Below are 22,832 nucleotides of genomic sequence, written 5' to 3'. Positions count from 1 at the left end.
CACGGCCTGGCTCAGGTGGGCGAGTGCTGAGCCAGGTATCGGGACGAGGCCTGGTAGGCGCGTTCGATGTATCCAGATATACGTGACGAATCCCGGTAGCGCAGCTGGGACAGGTCCACCCCGGGGCGGGCGTCGGCCCCGGCGGGCATGACGTGGACCTCGATGCCGGCGGGGAGGGCGGCCATCTCCTCGGCGAAACGGTGGCGGCGGGCGATCTCGAAGGCGATCAGGCCGACCTCCCACGGGCGGCGCGGGGCGACCAGGGGCCGTTCGATCCGGCCGACGTGCAGGACGTACACGCGGCGGGCGCCGAGGGCGACCGCACGGCCGACGGGGATGCTGTGGACCAGGCCGCCGTCGAGGAAGTGGCCGTCGCCGACGCGGACGGGAGGCAGCAGGCCGGGGACGGCGCAGGAGGCGAGGACCGCGTCGACCACGGGACCTTCGGTGAACCAGTGGGCGGAGGCGCGTTCGACGGAGGCGGCCACGCACTGGAACGGCACCGCGAGGTCCTCGATGCGGGAGACAGGGAGCATCTCGGCCAGCAGGCGGCGCAGCGGGCCGGAGGAGTGCAGATGGGTGCCGGTCCTGGCGAGGGTGGAGATCCGCGTCATCCAGGACCCGGCGAAGGCCGTGCGGACCACGTCGGACTGCCACAGATCGGTCAGGCCGGCGACCGCGTCGCCGGGGGAGGCCGCCAGCATGACGCCGTTCAGCGCGCCCACGGACGTGCCGACGATCACGTCCGGTTTGACGCCCGCCTCGTCCAGCGCCCGCAGCATGCCCACCTCGTGGGCGCCGAGCACGCCTCCGCCTCCGAGCACGAAGGCCGTGTCCACGTTCATGGCTTCACGATAGACCGGCGTTCACGGCCTCGCGGCAGGCCGGCGCAAGGCTCCGGAGCCGGCGGGGGCTCCGGCGTGGAAGGTCCGGCGTGGAAGGTCCGGCGACGGCGGGGAGGGGTGCGACGGCGGGGGTTTCGGCCGGCGGGGGTTTCGGGGCGAAGTTCCGGATCCGGGCAACGAACGAGGGGCCAACTGTCGGAGTCCGGTCATGGCCGGAGCCGGGCCGGACCGTCACCATCAGGGGCATGACATCGGTAGTGCGGACCGAGAGACTCACCAAGTTCTACGGCGACCGCCGGGGCCTTGAGGATCTCGACCTTGAGATCCGTCCCGGAGAGGTGTTCGGGTACCTCGGCCCGAACGGCGCGGGGAAGACGACCACGATCCGGCTGATCCTCGACGTGATCCGGCCCACCAGAGGCCGGGTGACCGTGCTCGGCACGGACCCCCGTGACGCGAGGGTGCGCGGCCGGATCGGTTACCTGCCCGGAGAGCTGGCCCTGGAGGGCAGGGAGAGGGCGAGCGACTACCTCGCCTTCCTGGGCGGAGCGCGCGGCGGCGTGCCCAGGGGACGGATCGCCGCCCTGGCCGAGCGGCTGGAGGCCGACCTGTCGGCCCCCATGGGCAGGCTCTCCAAGGGGAACCGGCAGAAGGTCGGGCTCATCCAGGCCTTCATGCACGAGCCGGAGTTCCTGATCCTGGACGAGCCGACCAGCGGCCTGGACCCGCTGGTGCAGCAGGAGTTCCTGGCGATGGTCCGCGAGGTCCGCGCCTCGGGCCGGACCGTGCTGATGTCCTCGCACGTGCTCGCCGAGGTCGAGGACGTCTCCGACCGGGTCGGGATCGTGCGCGGCGGGCGGCTGGCGGCGGTGGAGGACATCTCCGCCCTGAGGGAGAAGGCGGTGCGGCGGGTGGAGTTCCACTTCGACGCGCCGGTGCCACGGGAGGCGTTCGCGGGCCTTCCGGGCGTGCGGGACCTGCGGGTGCAGGGCGCGAGCGTCCGCTGTACCATCGACGGCCGCCCCGACGCGCTGGTGAAGGCGGCGGCACGGTTCACCGTGGTGCACATGGTCAGCGCCGAGCCCGATCTTGAGGAGATCTTCCTCACCTACTACAGCGGAGAGGGGGAGCGCCATGCCCGCGCTGCTGTCCAAGAGCCTGCGTGACTACCGCAGGGCGCTGGCCGGCTGGACGATCGGCATCGTCGCGTTCTTCGGGCTCTACCTGTCGTTCTACCCGAACATCGCCCAGAACCCCGACCTCTACGGGCAGGCGGCACTCGCCAAGTTCCCCGGGCCCATGCGCGAGCTGATGGGAGGCCTGGAGGGTTTCACCAGCGACGTCGGCTACCTGCACAGCCTCGTCTATCAGCTGTTCGGGCCGATGCTGTTCGTCGTCTGCGCCGCGGTCCTCGGCAACCGGGCCATCGCGCAGCCGGAGGAGTCCGGCACGCTGGAGCTGACCCTCACGCTGCCGATCGACCGCAGGAGGCTGGTCTTCGAGCGCTTCGCCGCCCTCGCCCTCGGACTGCTGGGGGTGGCGGTGGTGACGTTCCTCGCGCTGTGGGCGCTGTCGTCGGCCGTCGGTATGGGCGTGCCTCCCGGCAGGATCCTGGCCGGTCACACCGGGGTCTTCCTGCTCGCCCTGTTCTTCGGCACGCTGACCCTTGCGGTGGGCGCGGCCGTGGGGCGCAGGGGGATCGCCATGGCCGTGGTGGGCGTGGTCGCGGTGGGCGGCTACGTGGTCGAGAGCATGGGCCGGAACGTGGACGCGCTCTCCTGGCTCCGCCGGCTCTCGCCGTTCCGCTACTACCTGGACGGCAGGCCGCTCTACCAGGGTCTCCCCACCGGTGATTACCTGGTCCTCGCGGGAGCGACGGTCGCGCTGCTCCTGGTCGCCATCCTCGCCTTCGATCGGCGTGACGTAGGAGTCTGATGGACGAGGTCCCGGGGGTGCCCGCCGACCTGCTCGGCGGGCACCTCCGCGTGCTGGAGGCCGCGGCCGCGACCGGACGGCCGCCCGACCGCGCCGCGCTGGACGGCTACCGCGCGGCGGGCGCGCGGGCCGCCGAGTCGGGGGTGTCCCTGCGCGCGCTGGTCGAGACCGCCCTGGTCATGGCCGAATCCGTGCGTACGGTTCCGCTCCCGGTCCTGCGACGGGCGGTCTCCGCCCTGATGGAGGGCTACGAGAACGCCCAGCGCCTGGCCCTGCGTCAGGAGGAGGCCGCGCGCCGGGAGTTCGTGGACGACCTGCTCCAGGGGCGGGCCGACAGGCTCGCCGAGCGGGCCGAGCACTTCGGCCTCCGGCTGGCCGAGACCTACGTGGTCGCGGTCGCCCGCCCCGCGGGTCCGGTGAGCGACGGCCCGACGGGCGGCGACGGGTACGGCGGGGCGACGGCGGTCACGGACGGCGACGGGTCGGCCCGGCGGATCGAGGAGGCGCTGGTCGCCCGGTTCGGCTCGCACAACGTGCTGGTCGCGGTACGCGACGGTGGGCTCGTGTGCGTCGCCCCCGGCAGTCTCGCCGTCGCGACGGGGGAGTTCACCCACCACGTGCGGCAGATGTTCGCGCCCGGCTGGCGGGTCGGGCTGGGACGGGCTCACCGGGGGCCGGGCGGGGTGGTCACCTCCTACCGGGAGGCTGCCAACGCCATCGAGTTCGGTGACCGGCTGGGCCTGCGGGCCTCCGTTCTCAAGGCCTCGGACCTGCTGGTCTTCCCGGTGCTCCTGCGGGACAGGGCCGCCATCGAGGACCTGGTGACGACCGTGCTCAGCCCGCTGCTGGACGCGAGGGGCGGTCCGGAGCCGCTGCTCGGCACGCTGGAGGCCGTCTTCGCCTCCCAGGGCAACCAGACCGCCGCCGCGCGCAGGCTCGGTGTCAGCACCCGGGCGGTGACCTACCGGCTGGAGCGGATCCGCCGCCTCACCGGGTTCTCGCCCGACGACCCCACCCAGCGGTTCACGCTGGAGACCGCGGTGCTGGGCGCCCGGCTGCTGGACTGGCCGGCTCATCCACTGCGCTGATCGCCCGCCTGCCCGGGTGTCCGCGGCCGGGCCCGGTCCTGCCGGGTGGCCCCGTGGACTCAGACGGAGGCGGTCCTGTCGGACGGCCCGGTGGCCCGGGACGGCCCGGTCATGCCGGGTGGAGGGCCGCGGCCCGGTCATGCCGGATGGAGGGCCGTGGGCCGGGCGGATGACGCCTCCGCGGCGGCCACGGAGCGGGTGGAGACGGCGCGGGAGACGAGGACGACCGCGATGACGCACAGCGCGGAGGCGGCGCAGAAGACGGCGGGCAGGCCGGCGTAGGTGCCGAGGAGCCCACCGGCCGCCGCGCCGAGGGGGGTGGTGCCCATGCCGATCAGGCGGTAGCTCGCGTTGACCCGGCCGAGGAGGTCTTCGGGGATGAGCCGCTGCCTCAGCGAGACCAGGATGACGTTGGAGATGGCGTTGGTCGCGCCGAGGAGCGCGGCGGTGACGCCGATCGCCACCGGCGTGGGGATCAGTACGGGAACCAGCAGCAGGAGACTGTTGACCAGGTTGGCGGTGAGCAGGGTCCTGACCTGGCCCGCGCGGCGGGCCAGCCGTCCGGCCAGCAGGGAGCCCGTCACCGCCCCGGCGGCCAGCGCCGCCGTGAGGATGCCGTAGCCGGCGGCGGGCAGCCCCACCCGCGACCCGTCGCCGACGACCCACAGCACGAAGACCGCGAAGTAGGCCGCGTTGGCGAAGTTGAGCACGCCCGCGAAGGCGGCCAGAGCGCGCAGGACGCGATGGTCGCGCAGGTAGCGCAGGCCGTCCCCGATGTCGGCGCGCAGGGAGCGCGTCGACGGGGCCTCGACCCGGAAACGGCCGCGCATGCCGCACAGGGCCAGCCCTGCCACGGCGTAGAGCAGGGCGGGCGCGCCGAGGACCGCGGCCGGGCCGATCACGAGCAGGAGTCCGGCCAGCGGGCCCCCGAGGAAGTTGTTGCCGACCGTCTGCACGGCGATGAGCTGCCCGTTGGCGCTGTCGAGGCGGTCGCGCGGGACGGCCATCGGCAGCACGGACTGCGCGGAGGTGTCGGAGAAGACCTCGGCGACGCCGATCAGGAGGGCTCCGGCGAGCAGCACCGGCAGGTTGAGCGCCCCCAGCCAGGCCGCCGTGGCCAGCGCCGCGAGCACGCCGGCCCGGGCCCAGCTCGCCACGACCATGATCCGTCGCCGGTCGTGCCGGTCGACGACCGCGCCCGCGTGCAGCGCGAGCAGCAGCCAGGGCAGCGTCGCCGCCGCGCCTGCCAGGGAGACCAGGAACGGCGACCTGGTCAGGGTCACCGCGATCAGGGACACGCCGAGGACCGCGATGCCGTCGCCGATGTTCGACAGGCCGGAGGCCGTCCACAACCAGCGGAATGACCGTCCGATCACGCGGACCTCCGGTATCGTGTAAAGGAAAGTGTGCAAATGTTCCTTTGCAAAGATATGGCTGCACATGACAGATGACAAGACTCGTGATCTCGGAGCCTCGGCACTCAAGGGGCTCGCCCATCCCTTCCGGCTCCGGCTCCTGGAGCTGCTGGAGCAGCACGGCCCGGCGACCGCGACCCAGCTCGCCGCCCAGATGGGGGAGAACACCGGGGCCACGAGCTACCACCTGCGCCAGCTTGAGCGGCACGGGTTCATCGAGGACATGCCCGAGCGGGGCAAGGGCAAGGAGCGCTGGTGGCGCACCCGGGGCTTCTCCCTCGACGGCGACCGGTTCCGCCGTGACCCCGAGACCGCGGAGGCCACCGAGTTCCTCCTCGCGGAGATGGTCCGCCAGCGCGGCGCCGAGCTCGCCCGGTGGCTGGAGGAGTCACGGACCTCCCCCCGGCCCTGGATCACGGCCGGGGTCAACTCCCGCCTGGCGTTACGCCTGACCAGGGATGAGCTCGCCGGCCTCGTGCGCGAGGTCTCCGGGGTCCTCGACGCCTACCACGACAGGGTCCGGGAACGGGACGAGGAGGTTCCGGACACCGCGCGCGTCATCGTCCACTTCGACGCCTTCCCCGTCGGCCTGGGGGAGCGGGCCCGGCCGGAGTGAGCTCGCCATCGCCTCGCCCGCCGTGATGTGAGGCGATGGCGCGGGCCGGGCGCTGAGACACCTCACCATCGGCTGCTCTTCGCGTCTCTCTGTCCTGACGCCGCGATCGCATCGATCGTCAGCCAGGCGTTCGTAGACGGGTTGCGACCTTTCCGATTGGGGGAGTCATGGTGGGGGTCGGCGGTCCGTGCCCGTCGCCGGGCCGTCCCGTGCTCGCCGTAGGGAAAGTCTTCCGGCAGGTGCTTTTCGTAACCGGGAACATATCTGTGGATCTTGTTCTGGACGATCGCGGAAGTGAGCGCGGCCGAGCATTCCTGGAAGTGCCGCAGCAGCCAGATCTCAAAGCATGGAGTGGAGATCGCGAGGCGGATTCCGGATTCGCGGGCTCTTCTGATCGCGGCTTCGAGCGAGGTGTGCTCGTCCACGTCGACCACCGCCCGGACCTCGTCGTAGGCGAGATAGGCGTCCCCCTGGCGCTGTGCTTTCCGATGGGCGGTGTCCCGGCGTTTCTCTGCCGCGCGCACGACTCCCAGGGGGTCCCTTCCGCATCCGTCGATGTCGCAGGTCCCGATCTCCACCGGGAGGGCGCGAAAATGATCCTTGATTCCGGAGAAGTACTGCACCTCGGTGACGGTGCCTTCGCACATCACGAGAATCCGCTTCTTCGGTTCCCTTCTGGATGACGTTCTTTCCAGGCCTTGGGGGCTACGCCGTCTCTTCATCCAGGGCGGCTTGCCTCTCTTGGAATATTTTTCGAACCATGTCGAAATCGAGGTGGGGAACGGCACCATACCGCCCCTGGAGGTAGCCCCGCTCTACGTTCTCGTCACGTCGTGGATGGAATTCGGCAAGCGGAAACAACGTCGTGGCGCCGTCCACGTCCTTCTGCGTGAACCAGACCTCGTCGCGTGACAGCAGTTCCTCGGAGAGCATGGTCCCGAGCAAAGTGGTGTCATGTGAGGCGAACAGTAGTTGTGCGCCCTTCCGGTTGATGTCCGGATCTTTGAACATGCGTAGCAGCGTGGAACTGAGCAGCGGGTGGAGGCTGGAGTCGATCTCGTCCACCACGAGGACGGAGCCGTCCGCCAGAGCTTCGAGTGTCGGCCCGACGATGGAGAGCCATACCCGTGTTCCGGCACTCTCCTCGTCGATGCTCAAGGCGATGTCGCTGCCCGTTCGCCGGAGCTGGATCCTGCTTTTCAGGTAGTCGACGTTCGAGGGGATGACTCGCAGGCTCTCGTCACCCGCCATCAGCCGATGCAACCGCTCCAGCCGCTCCGCAAGCTCGGCGGGGAGTTCGCTCTCGACCACTTCCGCCTTTTCGATACCCAGGTCCGCGAGGCGGAGAAGCGCGTTGATGTCCGGCGCCGTCGCGGGGTTCTGGAGTAGTTGCCTGGTCACCAGCAGCCGGATGTGTTCGTCGGGAAAGTCCTGGCTGGCGAACTGGATGGAAGTGGTGAGTCTGTGGTGGAGTGCGCCGAGCAACGGATGGTTGTTGGACGCCGCGGAAGACAGGTACAGGGCGTTGCCCCGGGTGAGTGTGGCGATACGGCGCATCTCTCCGGTGAGTGCTCTGCCGAAGTCGTAGTCGTTCTCGTCCGGTCCGGTGCGCTCGAACAGGCGCCGAGGACGGCCATAGGGGAAGGAGAACAGCCACTCGCCCTGCACGACTTCGTCATCGATCTCGAAGCCGTACGAGTAACAGGTCCCTTCATGGAGGAAGTCGAGTTCATAGAAGGAAGGGGCCGAGCGTGCTTCTTCCGTCAGGAGGAAGGGGTGCCGTGGCACACCCCGGTTTGGTGCCCAATTCGTGTGGGATGCCTGAATTGCCCACTGCATCCACCGTAAGGCGTCAAGGATGTTCGACTTCCCGGAGGCATTGGCACCGTAGATTCCCACGACCGAGACGGTAGGAGGGGTTTCGGTCCGCCGATGCCGATCTCCCCCGCGACGACGGGATGCAACGAAGGACAGTGTCTGCTCGTCGCGTATCGATCGGTGGTCGGCCACCCGGAATCGTAGGAGCACAGCGGATCACCTCTTCGTCGGAGCGTACGAACCATACAGTTCCAGCGCCCTTTGTGAAGAGATTCCCCGCAGACAGCTTTTTAAATGCGTCCAAAGCTTTGCTCCGTACGGTCCTCGCCCGGCCGCCGCTCCGAGTGGGGCGGCTCCCGGTGTCCCAGGGGCGATATCGAGATCGTCGCCGCCCTGCCGGCCTTCCCCGGACCGCTGGAACCCCGCTGACGGCGGCCGCCCCACCGTGGGGCGGCCGCCGTACGCCGGCGTGGCGGCTCAGGGGATGAGCAGGAGCTTGCCCGTGGTCCGGCGCGCCTCCAGGTCCTCGTGGGCGCGGGTGGCCTCGGCCAGGGGATAGCGGTGCGAGATGTGCACCTTGAGCTGCCCCGAGGCAATCCAGTTGAAGAGATCGGAGGCCCGCCAGGTCAGCTCGTCGCGGGTGGCGACGTAGTGGACGAGCGTGGGGCGGGTCAGGAAGAGGGAGCCGTGCTGGTTGAGGACCTGCGGGTCGACGGGCGGGACCGGGCCGCTGGCCTGGCCGTACAGGGCCATCATGCCGCGCGGGCGCAGCGAGGCGATGCTGCCGTCGAAGGTGGCCGCGCCCACGCCGTCGTAGACCACGTGCACGCCGGAGCCGGTCAGCTCGCGGACCGCCTCGGAGAAGCCGCCGTAGCGGAGCACCTCGTCGGCGCCCGCCTGACGGGCCAGCTTCTCCTTCTCCTCGGTGGAGACCGTGCCGATCACCCGGGCGCCGCGCAGCTTGGCGATCTGGGTGAGCAGCAGGCCCATGCCCCCGGCCGCGGCGTGCACCAGCACGTCGTCACCGGGTTTCACCTCGTAGGTGGAGTGGGTCAGGTAGTGGGCGGTCATTCCCTGGAGCATCACGGCCGCGGCCAGATCGGCCGTGACGCCGTCGGGCACGGCGAGCAGCCGGGAGGCGGGAACCACGGTCTTCTCCGCGTAGCTGCCCATCACGTTCGCCCAGGCCACGGTGTCTCCGACGGAGAAATCGCGCACATCCTCGCCGACCGCGGCGACGGTGCCCGCGCCCTCGTTGCCGGGGACGAAGGGCAGCGACAGCGGGTAGCGGCCCATCCGCTGGTAGACGTCGATGAAGTTCACGCCCGCGGCTGAGACGTCGACCAGGACGTCACCGGGGTTCAGCTCGGGATCCGGGTGGTCGGTGTAGGTGAGAACCTCGGGGCCGCCGGTGGCGGAGACGACAATGGCGCGCATCGTGCTGGACTCCTTACCTCATTCGAGTGCTTCGATCCTCCCCAACCTCGCCGCGATCACTCGTTGTTCCCGTTCAGGGCGCTCCGGAGGCCGCGTTCTCCAGAGTGCCGTGCATGGTGAAGTTGTCGAACGAGGTCTTGAGCGTGGCCGTGCCGTTCTCGCCGACCCGGGCGATCAGGCCGACCTCGCCGGGGGGCAGCGGGCTGGCGTCCAGAACGCTCTGGACCTTCTCGCCGTTGACCCACATGATGAGCTGCACGCCCTGCGGGCCGCCCGAGCACTCGACCTGGAGGCGGACGGGCTGCTCCTTGGGCAGGTTGACCTTGACGGCCTTGGTGAGCTCGCCCCCGGCGCTCTTCACGCTCTTGCGGATGCGGGTGTTGCCGGCGGTGTCGAGCAGGAACTCGTAGCGGGTCGCCTCGTAGGTGTCCTCGCCCCGGCAGAACATGCCGTACTCGCCCTGGCCGCTGCTGCCGTCGCGGATCCCGACGTCGACGCCGAGCAGCAGGCGGCTGGGCAGGACCGGAGTGGGGGTGGCCGTGGGGTTGGGGGTGGCCGGCGGAGCGGTCGCGAAGGGGACGGGGGCCTTCTCCCGCAGTACGGAGTCGTCGCCGTCCACGTCGAGGGCGTAGTAGCCCTCGGGGGCGTAGCCGTGGTCGTTGTCGCCGTCGTAGGTGCCGCCGCTCCAGCCGTTCCCGCTCTGGGTGAAGTCGTTCTGGTAGAGCAGGGTGAGGTTCTCCGGCGGGCCGCCGGAGGCGAGCGAGAGATAGAGGCCGGCCCCGCCGCCCACCGCGACCAGGGCCGCCACCGCCGCTCCGGCGATCAGCTTCTTCCTCCGCGCGGGCTGTCCGGCGGGCGCGGCCGCGACGGTGTGTCCGGAACCGCCGTGTCCGGGGCCGGTGTGCTGTCCCGGCGGTACGGTTCCCGCCCACTGGGCGGTCCCGTGAATCGTGGGCGGGCTCTGCTGCCAGACCGTCTGGACCGAGTGGGCGGTCTGCTCGGGAGCGGCGGAGCGGCCGACGAGGTGGTCGAGCACCTGCTGGGAGGTGGGCCGGTTCCGGGGGTCCTTGGCGATCGCGTAGGTCACCAGCTCGCGCAGCGCGGGGTCCATGCCCTCCAGGGAGGGCTCGGTGTTGAGCACCTGGTACAGCACCGCGGGCAGCGCCTCCCCGCCGAACGGCGCGTGGCCGCTTGAGGCGAAGGCCACCAGGCAGCCCCAGGAGAACACGTCGCACGCGGGGGAGACCGGCTCGCCGCGCAGCACCTCGGGCGCCATGTAGCGGGGCGTGCCGATGATCTCGCCGGTGCCGGTGACCCCGCTGAGGGTGTCCAGCGCGCGGGCGATGCCGAAGTCGATCACGCGGGGGCCGACCGAGGAGAGCAGCACGTTGGACGGCTTGAGGTCGCGGTGCACGACCCCGGCGCCGTGGATGGCGGTGAGCGCGGTCGCCACGCCGACCGCCAGCGCGTCGAGGCTGGAACCGCGGAGCGGTCCCCCCGAATGGACGGCTTCCTCCAGGTTCGGGCCTGCCACGTATTCGGTGACGACGTAGAGCTGGTCGCCGTCCAGCGCGGCCTCGATCACCGCGGCGGTGCAGAACCGGCGGACCCGCTGGGCCGCGTCGGCCTCCCGGCGGAAACGCATCCTGAACTGCTCGTGCTGGCTGTACTCCGAGTTGATCACCTTGACGGCGACCCGTTGCCCCTCGGGTGACTCGCCGAGGTAGACGGTGCCCATCCCGCCTCGGCCCAGCCGGCTGAGCAGGCGATATCGCCCGATCTGTATGGGATCACCTGGAGTGAGGTTGTTCACCGTCATACCTAACCGCATATACCGTCACATGAAGTGGTTCAGCCTACCGAGATCTTCCCGGCTGTCAGCAGCCGCAACAGTGCCAGATCCACTTTCTCCAGGCTCTCCACCGCCAGCACGCCGTACGGCGCCGGCACTCCGCCCGGCACCGCGACCACCCGGCATCCCGCGGCGCGGGCGGCGGCGAGGCCGGTGGGACTGTCCTCCACGGCCACGCACTCGGAGGGGTCCACGCCCAGCGCCGCGGCCGCCCTCAGGTAGGGGTCGGGCAGCGGTTTGCCGCGCGCCGTGTCCTCGGCGGCCACGACCAGACGGAACCGCTCCGCCCCGACCGTGCGGAGCACCATGTCCACGATCCGCCGGGGTGAGGCGCTGACCAGGGCCACGGGCACACCGGCCGCGCCCAGGTCGTCCAGCAGCCGGATCGCGCCGGGCAGCGGGGTCACCCCGCCCGCGATCCGCTCGGCGAAGGCCTCGGTGAGCCGCGCGCCGACGGCCTCGGCGGACGTCTCGTCGGATCGTGCGGGGGCCTCCCCAGGGAGCACCCGGCCGGGGTGGGCGGTCATCCCGTCCGAGGAGGCCCGGTCCCGCCGCGCGAGGCTCCGCCGCAGGAGATGGGCGGCGGCGTGCTCGACGGGCCGGCCGAGCACGTGGGCGGCGTCGGCCCCGGCCAGCTCCAGGCCGAGCTCCGCCGCCACCGCCACGCATGCCTGCCACCACAGCCCCTCGGTGTCCACGAGCGTGCCGTCCATGTCGAACAGGACGGCGCGCAGCTCAGCCGGCACCGGCGGGAGCCGCAGGCTCGGCGGGGGCCTGGTCGCCGCCGGCGGTGGCGCGCTCGGCGACCAGGACGGGCCGTCGCACGAGGCCGACGGCCACCCGGGTGCCGGGGGCCAGCCGTACCGCGTCGTGGCCGGGCACGTCGCTGAGGACCTCCAGCTCGCCCAGCCGCACCCGCAGCCGCGCCGACGAGCCGCGGAACGACGACGCCACGACCAGCGCCCCGCCCTCCGGGTCGGGCGTGACGAGCACGGTCTCCGGGCGGACCAGCACGTCCACGTCGGGGGAGGCGGGCAGCGGGCCGTCCACCTTGAGCAGCCGGCCCAGGACCGTGACCTCGTCCCCGGACAGGCGGCCGGGGATGTGGTTCATCGTGCCGACGAACTCGGCCACGAACGGCGTGGCCGGCCGGTCGTAGACGTCGGCGGGGGCCCCGCACTGCTCCAGCCGCCCGTCGCGGAGCACCGCGACCCGGTCGGCGACCGACAGCGCCTCCTCCTGGTCGTGGGTCACGAAGATCGTGGTGATGCCGAGGTCGAGCTGGAGCCGCCGGATCTCCTCCCGCAGCGTGACACGGACCTTGGCGTCCAGCGCGGACAGCGGTTCGTCCAGCAGCAGCACGCGGGGCTCCAGGGCCAGTGCCCTGGCCAGCGCGACGCGCTGCTGCTGGCCGCCGGAGAGCTCGTGCGGGTAGCGCTCGGCGTGCGCGGGGAGGCCGACCAGCTCCAGCAGTTCCGCCGCCCGCGCGTGCCGCCGGGCGGCGGGCACCTTGCGGACCCGCAGTCCGAAGGCGACGTTGTCGCGGGCGTTGAGGTTGGGGAACAGGCTGTAGGACTGGAAGACCATGCCCGCGTCCCGGCGGTTGGCCGGCACCCGGGTGATGTCCTCGCCGTCCACCAGCACCGCCCCGGAGTCGGGGTGCTCGAAGCCGGCCACGCAGCGCAGGGCCGTCGTCTTGCCACAGCCCGACGGTCCGAGCAGCGCCATCAGCTCGCCCTGCTCGACGGTGAGGTCCAGGCCGTCCAGGGCGACCGTGCGGCCGAACGTGCGGCGCAGCCCCCGGAGCTCTACGGTCAACGACGTTTCCTTCCCGCACCCGAGAGGGTGAGCAACAGCAGCCAGATGAGCAGCAGGCTGATAATCGACAGGGCCACCGACAGCTGCCCGTCGTTGCCGGAGACGGTCACGATCCAGACGGGGAACGTCTGGTAGCCGAGCAGGGCCGCGACGGTGTATTCGCCGAGCACCAGCGCGAGGGTGAGGAAGGACGCGCTGGCGATGGCGGAGCGGATGTTGGGGACGATCACCCGCAGCAGCACGTGCGGCCACGAGGCGCCCAGGTTCCGCGCCGCCTCCACCAGGGTCCGCACGTCGATCACCCGCAGCCCGGCGTCCAGCGAACGGTAGGCGAACGGCAGCGTCAGCACCACGTAGGCCAGGACGAGCACCACCGGGAACCTCTCGTCCTGGACCGCGATCAGCGTGGCCCAGAACGGCGTGGCGGACAGCGCCTCGGTGCCGCCGCGCAGCGCCGTGCCGATGCCGACCACATAGGTGATCGGCGGCACGACCAGCGGGAGCGTGGCGATCAGCTCCAGCGCCGGCCGCAGCCGCGGCGCGCCGAGCCGTACGGCGAGCATCGCGGGGAGCGTCAGCAGCAGCACCGTCACGATCGTGGCGGCGGCCAGTCCCAGGGAGAGCAGCAGGCTGGAGACGAAGCCGGGCGCGGACAGGATCCGTGTGTAGGCGCCGAGCGAGAGGCCCTTCCCCTCGGTGTGGACGGTGAACCAGAAGGAGACGGCCATCGGGACGAGGAAGTAGAGCGCCGCGACGCCCAGCACGACCCCCCGCCAGACGCGCACCCGCCCCGGGCGGGGCCGGGAGGCGGCCGGGCCGGGGGCGGCCTCGGGCACGGTGGCTACCGCAGCCATCGGGAGCTCCTCCTCTGCAGCGGCAGGTAGACCGCCATCACCAGGATCGCGATGACGATCATGTCGAGGCTGAGGGCGAGCGCGATGTTCTCGTGGCCGATCAGCACGTCGCCGGTGAGCGCGTCCGCGATCTGCAGGGTGACCAGCGGGACCGTGCTGCCGACCATCGCCTGGGCGGTGGCGTAGGCGGCGAACGCGCCGCCGAACAGCAGCACGACGCCGCCGAGCAGCGCGGGGGCCAGCACCGGGATACCGACGTGCCGCCAGAACTGCCAGGCGGTGGCGCCGCTGTTCTGCGCCGCCTCCCGCCACTGCGGGCGCAGGCCGTCCAGGGCCGGGGTCATGACCAGCACCATCAGCGGCGCCGAGAAGTACATGTAGACCATCACCAGGCCCCAGAAGGTGTACAGGCTCCAGCCGGACTCGCCCAGCCCGAAGGCCTTGGTGACCACGCCGGAGTTGCCCAGCGTGGCGATCCAGACGAACGCCAGCGGCACGCCGCCGAAGTTGGCCAGCACTCCCGAGGCGGTCAGCACCGTCTCGCGCAGCGCCCGGAACCGGGAGGTGACCACGGCCTGGGCCAGGAAGGTGCCCAGGACCGCGCCGAGCACCGCGACCAGCGCCGACAGCCGCACGCTGCTGAGGAGGGTGGCGAGGTAGTTGCCCCGCAGGCTCTCGGCCACGTTGGCGGCGCCGAAGGAGGAGAGCCCGCTCTGCGGGTCCCTGACGGTGAACGCGCCGAGCAGCAGCGCGACCGCGGGGATCCCGAACGCCAGCGCCACGAAGGCCAGCAGGGGCAGGGCGGCGAGCCACCCCGTGGAGCGGGTACGGCCGCCGCGCCGGGTGGCCGTACCCCCGTTGACCGCCGTCATCGCTCGGCCGGGGAATCGGTCGTCGTCATCGGTCAGCCGGAGACGGCGGCGCCCCAGCCGCCGGCCAGGACTTCCTTGGCCTTGTTGACCTGGGCCTCGGTCGGGAAGGTGGGCTCGCCCTCGACCGGGGGCAGGTTGGCCTCCGCGGTCTTGTCGACCGAGCCGTCGGCCTTCATGGCGGGCAGCAGCACCGGGCGGGCGAAGCCGCCGAGGTAGAGGTTCTGGCCCTCGGTGCTGTAGAGGAACTCCTGCCAGAGGCGGGCGGCGGCCGGGTGCGGGGCGTCCTTGTTGATCGCCTGCGCGTAGAGCTGGAAGTATTTGCCGTCGGTCGGGATGACGGTCTTCCAGTCGAGGCCCTTCTCGGCCATCTTGGGGGCGTAGGCGGCGTTGTTGTAGTCCCAGTCGATGCTGATCTGGGTCTCGCCCTTCTCGATGGTGGCCGGAGTGGTCTCCACCGGGTTGAAGTTGCCGGTGTCCTTCAGCTTCTTGAAGAACTGCAGGCCGGGCTGGATGTCGTCGAAGGAGCCGCCGTTGGCCAGGGCCGCCGCGTACACACCTGCGAACGCCGAGCCGGACTTGGTCGGGTTGCCGTTCAGCGCGACCTTGCCCTTGTATTCGGGCCTGAGCAGGTCGGCGAAGGTCTCCGGGCACTTGGTGATCTTCTTGGCGTCGCAGCCGATCGAGACGTAGCCGCCGTAGTCGTTGAACCAGAGGCCGCTCGGCTCCTTCTGGTTGGCGGGGATCTTGTCCCACGTCTGGACCTTGTAGGGCGCGAACAGTCCCTCGGCGGCGCCGCTGATGGCGAAGGACTGGCCGACGTCGAGCACGTCGGGGGCGCGGTCCTGGCCCTTGCGGGTCTTCACCGCGTTGATCTCGTCGGCGCTGGCGGCGTCGGGGGTCTCGCTCTCGATCTCGATGCCGTACTTCGCCGTGAAGGCTTCGATGATCTTTCCGTAGTTGGCCCAGTCGGGCGGCAGGGCGATGACGTGGAGCCTGCCTTCCTTCTTCGCGGCCTCGACGAGCTTGTCCAGCCCGCCGAAGTCGGCCGCGGAGGCGGCGGTCCTGGCGTCCACACCGGCCGCGGAGCCGCTGCCGGAGGCGGACGGCGCGGCGGTGGTCGGTGCGGCTCCGCATGCCGTGGCGCCTGCGAGGAGAAGCGCGGCCAGGCCTGCAGAGCGGACTCGGGATGCGATCACGTTGTCTCCCAAGGGGGTGTCGCGCAATATGCAATGAAAGTAGGCGAACTTGTACAAACAAGCTAGACCTAGTAAGTCGGCAGCCGGTTTCGGTCCGATGAACGCCCGAAGTACGTCGGGAGAATGCGAGAGCTGGGACTTCATGGGCGATTCATCCTTGTTTAGGGTGAAGGTGGGTTGGCCGCCCGGTGTGCGCAGCGAGGGTTGTCCTGGCTGCGCGCCGGGACGGGACGGAGGGGCGGATGTGAGGGGCGAGGCGAGATCGCACGACCGGCGGGCGCCCGGCCGGGGGCACGGACGGGAGCCCGGCCGAGAACTCGGGCGCGGCGCCGGCCGGGGAGCCGGGTGGGGGCGATCATGACGGCGCGCTACGTGGGGATCGCGGCGGAGCTGCGGGATGCGATCATGCGCGGCGAGTACGCCGTCGGAGCGCAGCTGCCCTCGGAGGCCGAGCTCGCCACCCGCTTCGCGGCCTCGCGCGGCACGGTCCGCCAGGCGGTGGCGGTGCTCGCCACCGAGGGGCTGGTCGGCTCCCGGCAGGGGGCCCGGCGCATCGTGCTCGGCCGCGAGCGCAGCCAGAGCTTCGCCGAGCTGCACAGCTTCGCCCAGTGGGCGAGGGCGATGGGCTACCGGGTCAGCGGGCGGGTGCTGGAGCAGCGCCGCCGGGGCGCGGGCGCCACCGAGGCGGCGCGGCTGGCACTCCAGCCGGGCGAGCCGGTGCTGTCGGTGCTGCGGCTGCGCTCGCTCGAAGGCGAGCCGGTGCTGCTGGAGCGGACCGTCTACGCCGGGTGGATCGCCCCGGCCGTCGAGCGGCTCGACCCCGGGTGCGAGTCGGTCACCCAGGCCCTCTACGAGGGGGTCGGCCTCGTCTTCGCCTACGGCGAGCACCTCATCGACGCGGTCGCGGCGGGGGTCGAGGACTCCCGGCTGCTGGCCGTACGGCGGGGCAGCCCGCTGCTGCGCCAGCGGCGGGTCACCACCACCCACGAGGGACGCCCGGTCGAGTGGTCCGACGACCGCTACCGGGCGGGCAGCGTGACGTTCAGCATCCGCAACTCGGTGGACGCCAATCCACTGGTGCGACAGGTGGGGGACTTGCGCTCGGCTCCGTAAGAACGTATGTTCGATATGCCATGGCCCGTCTTCCCCCGGGTGATCATCTGGAAGCCGCGGGGGAGAAGAGCGTCTTGAGCAGACTTTACGGAGACCCGATCGAGGTGTGGACCCGGGAGGGGCAGCCGGTCCAGTTCGTCTGGCGCGACCGGCTGCACGCCGTCCACCGGGTGCTGGACCACTGGGTGGTCTCGCGGGAGTGGTGGAAGACCTCCGCCCGCGATCCGGGGGAGCGCCGGTTCTGGCGGGTCGAGGCCGATCCCGGCAGCAGGCCCGGCACCTACGAGCTCCGCTTCGACACCGCCGGCGAGGGCTGGCTGCTGATGAGGGCGTGGGACTGACCTCCCGCCCCGCCCGAGGACGCCGGCCCGGGGCGCCGGCGTCCCGGCGGTCACCGCCGGGCGTGGTGGACCTGCTGCGCGGAGTCCTGCTCCGCGAGGATCCGCGCCATGACCGGGCCGGTCCGCGCCGGCGGGCGCGGGCGGGCGCCCGCGGCCTGGATCCGGGTGATCTGCCGGACGGTCGCCGCGCACAGCAGGGCGCAGAGCGTGACGACGGCCAGCTCGGCCGGGCCGAGGCCGGTCAGGTCGGTGTCGCCCGCGGCGGTGTCGCCCGCGGCGGTGAGCCGTAGCAGCACCAGGGCGAGCACGGCCAGCCAGCTCAGCCACCAGGCGGCGAGCAGCGCCACCCAGCGGCCGTGACGGTCCGCCGGCGGCCGGGAGTCCCACCAGAGGCGATGGACCAGCACCGGCGGGGCGACCAGGTTGATCCCCGGCACGGACCAGGCGGCCAGGACCGGTGCGGTCTGCGCCCCGGGGGAGGCGTTCTGGCGGGTCTGGATCAGCCAGGTCAGGTAGGCGGCGGCGGCCGCGACCGTGGTCGCGGTGACGAGCATGATCAGGATGGCGAAGACGGAGACCGCGCCGACGACGGCCTGCGCCCCGGGGGCGTGGGGATCGCCGCCGAGTGCCGAGATCTCCTGGACCAGCCGCCGGCCCCGGGCCTGCTCGAACACCACCAGGGCGGCGGTGGCGGCCACCTGGGCGGCGAGGGTCACGTAAACGGCTGAAGCGGACTTCGTGTGTGGAGATGAGCTGGCGCGCATGTATGTCTCCCCCCGCCATGCGCTGAAGGACCTGCCCTTTTTCTATCCCGCGGGCCCCTCCGCTAATCAGCCCTCCGCGCCCCGCCGGTCAGCTCACCACGCCCGACTCCCACGCCCAGGCGGCGATCTCCACCCGGTTCCTGGCGCCGAGCTTCGCCTGGATGCTCCCCAGGTGCGTCTTTACCGTCGACAGCGAGACGAACAGCTCCGCGGCGACCTCCTGGTTGGTCCGTCCCCTGGCCACCAGGCGGACGACGTCCAGCTCGCGTTCGGTGAGCGGCTCGGTGAGCGGGCGGGCGCCCCCGGACCGGGGATGGGCCAGGTGTTCGAGCAGGCGTACGGTCACCGACGGCGACACCAGGGCGTCCCCGGCCGCCGCGGCCCGGATCGCCTCGATCAGCAGCGTCGGCCCGCTGTCCTTGAGCAGGAACCCGGTCGCGCCCGCGCGCAGTGCTCCGTAGACGTATTCGTCCAGGTCGAAGGTTGTGACGATGACCACCCGCATCGGATCGGGCACCCCGGGCCCGGCCAGGATCCGGGTGGCCTCAAGACCGTCCAGCTTGGGCATCCGGATGTCGAGCAGGCACACGTCGGGCCGGAGCCTCCTCGCGTGCTCGACCGCCTCGGCGCCGTTCCCGGCGGTCGCCACGACCTCCATGTCCTCCTGGGCGTCCAGAATCATCTGGAAACCGGTCCGCACCAGAACCTGATCGTCAGCGATGAGCACCCGAATCGTCACCTGATGGATTCTGCCAGCTCGAAATCCGGCATCGGACTTTCGGACGAGGCCCCTGCCGGGGAATCGGACGGTCGGCCGATCCTCCGGCAGGCTCCCGCGCGGGAGGGTCATCGGCATGAGTGTTGTTCTTGAAGGGACCGGCCTGGTCAAGCGGTTCGGCCCGACCGTGGCGCTGGGCGGCGTCGGGCTGGCCGTCCACACCGGCGAGGCAGTGGCGATCATGGGACCGAGCGGGTCGGGCAAGTCGACCCTGTTGCACTGCCTCGCCGGGATCATGAAGCCGGACGCGGGCGAGGTCCACCTGCTCGGCCTGCGCATCGACGCGATGGGGGAGCGGCAGCGCAGCGCCCTGCGCCGTACCCGGTTCGGGTTCGTGTTCCAGTTCGGCCAGCTCCTGCCGGAGCTCCCGGCCGAGGAGAACGTCGCGCTGCCTCTCATGCTCGGCGGCGTCTCCCGGGCCGACGCCGTACGGCAGGCCCGCGAGTGGTTCGGCCCGCTCGGGCTCGGAGGCATGGAGGGCCGCCGCCCCGGCGAGCTCTCCGGCGGTCAGGCGCAGCGGGTGGCGATCGCCCGCGCGCTGGTCACCCGGCCCGCGGTGATCTTCGCCGACGAGCCGACCGGCGCGCTCGACCAGAGCACCGGCCACGACACGATGCGCCTGCTGGTGGAGGCCACCAAGCACAACGGGGCCTCGCTGGTGGTCGTCACCCACGACCACCAGGTGGCCCGGTGGTGTGACCGCGTGACCGAGGTCCGCGACGGCCGGATCCTCCCCGGCCAGGACGTCACGCGGCCTCCCGCCGGACACGACCCGCACCTCTCCGCCGGTCACGGCGCCCACCCCTCCGCCGGTCACGACCCGCGCCCCTCCGCCGGTCACGACCCGCGGCACCCGGCCCCCGGCCAGGACGTCACGCGGGAGCCGGCGACCCGGATCCTTCCCGGGGTGACCGGGTGAGCGGGCTGATGGGTCTGACCTGGCGGCTGCTGCGCGGCGGCGGACGCCGCGGCCTGCTGGGCGCGGGGCTGACCGTGGCGGCGGTGGCGGTCTCCACCGCGCTGCTGATCTTCGCCGTGTCGGTCAACCTCGCCTTCCAGGGGCGGGCCGACCGCGAGGCGTGGCGCAACCCGGTCGCGGCGACCGGGAAGGCCACGGCGATCGAGGCCGTGCGCAGGGACTACGTGCGCGACCGGCAGATCACCGTCGTGGACCTGGCGGCGCTGACGCCGGGCGTGGCCCCGCCGCCCGGCCTGGAGCGCTTTCCCGCACCGGGAGAGGTCTGGTTCTCCCCGGCGCTGGCCGAGCTCGTCCGGGAGCTCCCGGCCGACCAGCTCGCCGGCCGCTTTCCAGGGAAGGTCGCCGGAACGGTCGGCGACGGGGCGCTGGTCCACCCCGGCGAGCTCGTCGCGGTCCGGGGCCAGGAGCCCGGCTCCCCGATGATGACGGCGGAGCCGGCGGACGGTCCGCGCGCCGGTGCCGGGCCCATGAAGATCTCCGGCTTCACCGGGCAGCCGACGGGCGACGCCGAGGCCTACATGGCGCTCGGGCTGATCGCCAGCGTGCTCATGGTCGTGCCGCTGCTGGTGTTCGGCGGCGCGGCGGCCAGGCTCACCGTGGCCCGCAGGGACCAGCGCCTGGCCGCGCTCCGGCTGGTGGGCGCGACCCCCGGCCAGGTGGTCACGATGACCGTCGCGGAGGCGGTGATCACCGCGTTCGGCGGCGCGGTGCTCGGCATGGTGCTGTACGGCCTGGGCGTCCCGCTGCTCACCGGGATCGAGATCGCGGGCGGTCCCTGGTTCCTGTCCGACATGTGGCCCGGCGTGCTCGCCGTGCTCGCGGTGCTGGTGGCCGTACCGCTGCTCGTGGGCCTGTCGGCGGTGGTCGGCCTGCGCCGGATCGTGGTCAGCCCGCTCGGCGTCGCCAAGCGGGAGACGCCTCCGGCGATGCGCTTCGTCCGGGTCGTCGCTCTGCTGGCGAGCCTCGCGATGGTGCCCGTGTTCAGGGTGGACAGCGCCATCGTGCTCGCCGCCGTCGTCATCGGCCTCCCCTTCCTCGCCATCAACCTGGCCGGCCCGTGGGTGGTCGGCATGCTGGGCCGGATCGTCTCGCGCGCCGCCCGCGGCCCGGCCCGGCTGCTGGCCGGGCGCCGCCTGGTGGACGACCCCAAGGCCGCCTGGCGGACCGTGAGCGGTGTCGCCATGACCGGGTTCGTGGCCGGGTTCATCGGCCTGCTCAGTCCGGGGAGCGGCCTGTTCGGCAACGCGGACGCCGTCGACCTGCGCCTGTCGGTCCCCTCCTCCCAGGTGGCCGAGGTCACCGCCGCGGCTCGCGAACGGCTGTCCGCGGCGGGCGTCCCCGCCACGGTCGAAGCCGGCGGCGACGGCGGGACCAGAGTGCTCACCGCCTCGCTCGGCAAGCGCGACGCCGAGTCCGTGGACCGGGCGCGCACCGCCCTCGACGGCCTGGTCCCGGGGCAGGGCGCCACCTCGGCCGCGGACGAGAACCGCTCCGGCGTCCAGATCCTGGAGGACATCGGCACCGGCACGGTGACCGTGCTCGCGGTCTCCTTCCTGGTCGCGATCGCCAGCGCTGGGATCACCGCCGCCTCCTCGGTCCTGGACCGCAGGCAGACCTACGCCCTGCTCCGCCTGGCGGGCACCCCGCTGGAGGTGCTGAACAAGGCGCGCCGCGCCGAGACGCTCATCCCGCTGACGGTCATGGGCGGCGGTGCCATCGTGGTCGGCATGTTCTGCGCCACCCCGTTCGCCATCTCCGCGATGAACGTCGCCGGCGTGGTCACCCTGCTCGTCTGCGTGGTGCTCGGTTTCGCCGGGGTGATCGGGGCCGGAGCGGCGAGCGCACCGCTCCTGCGCTCGGTCACCGCTGACCCCGCACCCCGCCCGGACTAGATATTCCTATTTAACCAGTAGGAAAACTTGCAAACATGGAAGCGGATCGTTACCGTCGGGAGTACGGGGACCCCGGCTGCCGAAGGAGCCGCGGGGCCGGACCCGCGCGGCGGGCGCAGACCTTCCGGCCGGGTGTTCCCCGCAGACGGGGCGCACCCCATGGTCACGGGTGCCGCTCACGGGGATGGAGCCGGCGGGCAGAGGCCCCCTCGTCCGGCGGCTCCTCCTCGGGGCCCTCAGAAGACCTAGGAGCGATTCGATGGCGATCCGCATCGGGGTGCACGTCCGCAATCCCTCGCTGTTCATCCTCTCCCACCTCGATCACCTGCTCGACGGCATCGAGGTCCACCGCTACGCCGACGCGGGCCGCACCGGAGAGCTCATCGCCGAGGGGGTGATCGACTTCGGCGGCGCCGGCTCCACGGGGTCGCTCGTCGCCCAGGCCGCGCGCCTGCCGATCGCCTACGCGGCGGTGTCGGCCCCGCGCCCCGGTTACGGCGCGCTGCTGGTGGCCAGGAACGGCCCGGTCATGACCGTGACCGACCTGCGCTACCGGCCGGTCTCGCTGCGGGTGGGCTCGTGGCAGACCCACTTCCTGGCCAAGGTGCTGGCCGATGCGGGGCTCTCCTACCAGGACATCGAGCCGCGCCCGGCCGCCTCCGAGGCGCGCTTCTGGCTGCGCGACGGCGTGGTGTCCGGCTGGGTCGCCGAGGGGGCGGAGCTGGTCGAGGCCGAGCGGTCCGGGCACTTCGCCCGGCTCTCCGGCACAGCTGGCGTCATCGCCGACCGCTCGGTGTTCCTCACCCGCACCTCCTTCGCCGAGTCGAACCCGGAGGCCGTCGCCACCGTCGTGCGCGCGCTGCGCGAGGCCGGCCGGTGGGCGCGGGAGCACCCGATCATGGCCGCCAGGATGACGGTCGAGGCCGTGGGCGGATCCGTCGACTCCTGGGCGACCGCGCTCAGGCGGCTGCCGTGGACGCTGGAGCCGGTCACCGGCGCGTTCGTCGCCGAGCACCGGCAGGCCGCCGGCGTGCTGTACGACGCCGGGTTCCTGGCGGCGCGGGCCGACGTGGAGAGGGCGGTCGTGCCGTCGCTGAACCGGATCGTGGCGGCCGAGCTCGAAGAGGTCGCGGCCTGAGGCGCCCGGCCTCCCCGAGGTCCGCGCGGAGTGGCGGGCCCGGTGGAGGCGGGCCGTGGTCGGAGCTCCTGGTCCCGGCGG

General features: G+C 72.0%; 22 protein-coding genes. 9 read left to right on the top strand and 13 right to left on the bottom strand.

The genetic code is table 11. The features are described from left to right. Positions 1-11: 11 nt before the first annotated feature. Positions 12-845 carry a patatin-like phospholipase family protein gene (locus tag SROS_RS35680; protein ID WP_012893811.1) on the bottom strand — a complete coding sequence of 278 codons (834 nt, stop codon included), beginning with the start codon at positions 843-845 and terminating at the stop codon, positions 12-14. A gap of 245 nt (positions 846-1,090) precedes the next feature. Here SROS_RS35680 and SROS_RS35675 point away from each other — a divergent pair, with 245 nt between their 5' ends. Genes SROS_RS35675 through SROS_RS35665 form a run of 3 tightly spaced genes read left to right on the top strand, consistent with a single transcriptional unit; the run spans position 1,091 to position 3,868 of the window. Then, positions 1,091-2,011 (top strand): ABC transporter ATP-binding protein, encoded by a 921-nt coding sequence (locus SROS_RS35675; RefSeq protein WP_012893810.1) that lies wholly within the window; start codon positions 1,091-1,093, stop codon positions 2,009-2,011. Further along, positions 1,980-2,780 carry an ABC transporter permease subunit gene (locus SROS_RS35670; RefSeq protein ID WP_012893809.1) on the top strand — a complete coding sequence of 267 codons (801 nt, stop codon included), beginning with the start codon at positions 1,980-1,982 and terminating at the stop codon, positions 2,778-2,780. Before SROS_RS35675 ends, SROS_RS35670 begins: the two co-directional genes overlap by 32 nt. After that, the gene (locus SROS_RS35665; RefSeq protein ID WP_012893808.1) at positions 2,780-3,868 is read left to right on the top strand and encodes a PucR family transcriptional regulator; all 1,089 of its coding nucleotides are present in this window, start codon (positions 2,780-2,782) and stop codon (positions 3,866-3,868) included. The genes SROS_RS35670 and SROS_RS35665 overlap by 1 nt, the downstream gene beginning before the upstream one ends. A 137-nt stretch (positions 3,869-4,005) precedes the next feature. On the opposite strand, the gene SROS_RS35660 is transcribed toward SROS_RS35665, so the two are convergent. After that, positions 4,006-5,244, bottom strand: coding sequence for an MFS transporter (locus tag SROS_RS35660; RefSeq protein WP_169369455.1), 1,239 nt, complete (start codon positions 5,242-5,244; stop codon positions 4,006-4,008). Between the two features lie 64 nt (positions 5,245-5,308). Here SROS_RS35660 and SROS_RS35655 point away from each other — a divergent pair, with 64 nt between their 5' ends. Next, positions 5,309-5,899 carry a helix-turn-helix domain-containing protein gene (locus tag SROS_RS35655; RefSeq protein WP_012893806.1) on the top strand — a complete coding sequence of 197 codons (591 nt, stop codon included), beginning with the start codon at positions 5,309-5,311 and terminating at the stop codon, positions 5,897-5,899. A 62-nt stretch (positions 5,900-5,961) separates the two neighbouring features. Here SROS_RS35655 and SROS_RS35650 read toward each other — a convergent pair whose 3' ends face one another. From SROS_RS35650 to SROS_RS35610, 9 genes are all read right to left on the bottom strand, one after another. After that, positions 5,962-6,546: an RloB family protein gene (locus SROS_RS35650; RefSeq protein ID WP_281048040.1), complete on the bottom strand. Its 585-nt coding sequence runs from the start codon at positions 6,544-6,546 to the stop codon at positions 5,962-5,964. Positions 6,547-6,604: 58 nt separating this feature from the next. After that, on the bottom strand, positions 6,605-7,798 hold the full coding sequence (locus tag SROS_RS35645) for an AAA family ATPase (protein WP_169369453.1): 1,194 nt from the start codon (positions 7,796-7,798) through the stop codon (positions 6,605-6,607). A gap of 396 nt (positions 7,799-8,194) precedes the next feature. After that, positions 8,195-9,154 carry a quinone oxidoreductase family protein gene (locus SROS_RS35640; RefSeq protein WP_012893803.1) on the bottom strand — a complete coding sequence of 320 codons (960 nt, stop codon included), beginning with the start codon at positions 9,152-9,154 and terminating at the stop codon, positions 8,195-8,197. A 73-nt stretch (positions 9,155-9,227) separates the two neighbouring features. After that, entirely contained in the window at positions 9,228-10,973 is a 1,746-nt protein-coding gene (locus SROS_RS35635) for a serine/threonine-protein kinase (RefSeq protein ID WP_148269304.1), read from the bottom strand. Positions 10,974-11,005: 32 nt separating this feature from the next. Next, entirely contained in the window at positions 11,006-11,752 is a 747-nt protein-coding gene (locus tag SROS_RS35630) for an HAD family hydrolase (protein WP_012893801.1), read from the bottom strand. Continuing rightward, positions 11,742-12,824, bottom strand: a complete 1,083-nt coding sequence (locus SROS_RS35625; protein WP_012893800.1) for an ABC transporter ATP-binding protein — start codon at positions 12,822-12,824, stop codon at positions 11,742-11,744. Before SROS_RS35625 ends, SROS_RS35630 begins: the two co-directional genes overlap by 11 nt. Further along, positions 12,821-13,678: an ABC transporter permease gene (locus SROS_RS35620; protein ID WP_012893799.1), complete on the bottom strand. Its 858-nt coding sequence runs from the start codon at positions 13,676-13,678 to the stop codon at positions 12,821-12,823. The genes SROS_RS35625 and SROS_RS35620 overlap by 4 nt, the downstream gene beginning before the upstream one ends. Beyond that, positions 13,666-14,550, bottom strand: a complete 885-nt coding sequence (locus SROS_RS35615; RefSeq protein WP_012893798.1) for an ABC transporter permease — start codon at positions 14,548-14,550, stop codon at positions 13,666-13,668. Before SROS_RS35615 ends, SROS_RS35620 begins: the two co-directional genes overlap by 13 nt. Positions 14,551-14,582: 32 nt before the next feature. After that, the gene (locus SROS_RS35610) at positions 14,583-15,746 is read right to left on the bottom strand and encodes an ABC transporter substrate-binding protein (protein WP_012893797.1); all 1,164 of its coding nucleotides are present in this window, start codon (positions 15,744-15,746) and stop codon (positions 14,583-14,585) included. Between the two features lie 357 nt (positions 15,747-16,103). Between SROS_RS35610 and SROS_RS35605 the strand changes: the two genes are divergently transcribed. Together SROS_RS35605 and SROS_RS35600 are read left to right on the top strand one after the other, a co-directional pair. Continuing rightward, positions 16,104-16,859 (top strand): GntR family transcriptional regulator, encoded by a 756-nt coding sequence (locus SROS_RS35605; protein ID WP_012893796.1) that lies wholly within the window; start codon positions 16,104-16,106, stop codon positions 16,857-16,859. Between the two features lie 74 nt (positions 16,860-16,933). Continuing rightward, complete coding sequence (locus tag SROS_RS35600; RefSeq protein ID WP_012893795.1) at positions 16,934-17,200, top strand: DUF6504 family protein; 267 nt, start codon at positions 16,934-16,936, stop codon at positions 17,198-17,200. Positions 17,201-17,250: 50 nt separating this feature from the next. Here the strand turns inward: SROS_RS35600 and SROS_RS35595 are convergent, their stop codons facing one another. Beyond that, on the bottom strand, positions 17,251-17,916 hold the full coding sequence (locus tag SROS_RS35595) for a DUF4328 domain-containing protein (protein ID WP_169369451.1): 666 nt from the start codon (positions 17,914-17,916) through the stop codon (positions 17,251-17,253). A 136-nt stretch (positions 17,917-18,052) separates the two neighbouring features. After that, positions 18,053-18,703, bottom strand: coding sequence for a response regulator (locus SROS_RS35590; protein WP_012893793.1), 651 nt, complete (start codon positions 18,701-18,703; stop codon positions 18,053-18,055). Positions 18,704-18,818: 115 nt separating this feature from the next. Here SROS_RS35590 and SROS_RS35585 point away from each other — a divergent pair, with 115 nt between their 5' ends. The 3 genes from SROS_RS35585 (at position 18,819) to SROS_RS35575 (ending at position 22,751) form a co-directional block, all read left to right on the top strand. After that, on the top strand, positions 18,819-19,661 hold the full coding sequence (locus SROS_RS35585) for an ABC transporter ATP-binding protein (protein ID WP_012893792.1): 843 nt from the start codon (positions 18,819-18,821) through the stop codon (positions 19,659-19,661). Continuing rightward, the gene (locus SROS_RS35580; protein ID WP_245564397.1) at positions 19,658-21,613 is read left to right on the top strand and encodes an FtsX-like permease family protein; all 1,956 of its coding nucleotides are present in this window, start codon (positions 19,658-19,660) and stop codon (positions 21,611-21,613) included. Before SROS_RS35585 ends, SROS_RS35580 begins: the two co-directional genes overlap by 4 nt. A 259-nt stretch (positions 21,614-21,872) precedes the next feature. After that, on the top strand, positions 21,873-22,751 hold the full coding sequence (locus tag SROS_RS35575; RefSeq protein ID WP_012893790.1) for an ABC transporter substrate-binding protein: 879 nt from the start codon (positions 21,873-21,875) through the stop codon (positions 22,749-22,751). Positions 22,752-22,832: the final 81 nt, after the last annotated feature.

Source organism: Streptosporangium roseum DSM 43021 (genome assembly GCF_000024865.1).
In the GTDB taxonomy this organism is placed as follows: domain Bacteria; phylum Actinomycetota; class Actinomycetes; order Streptosporangiales; family Streptosporangiaceae; genus Streptosporangium; species Streptosporangium roseum.
Note: the sequence above shows the minus strand (reverse complement) of the source record. Positions and strands in the feature narration are given on the sequence as shown.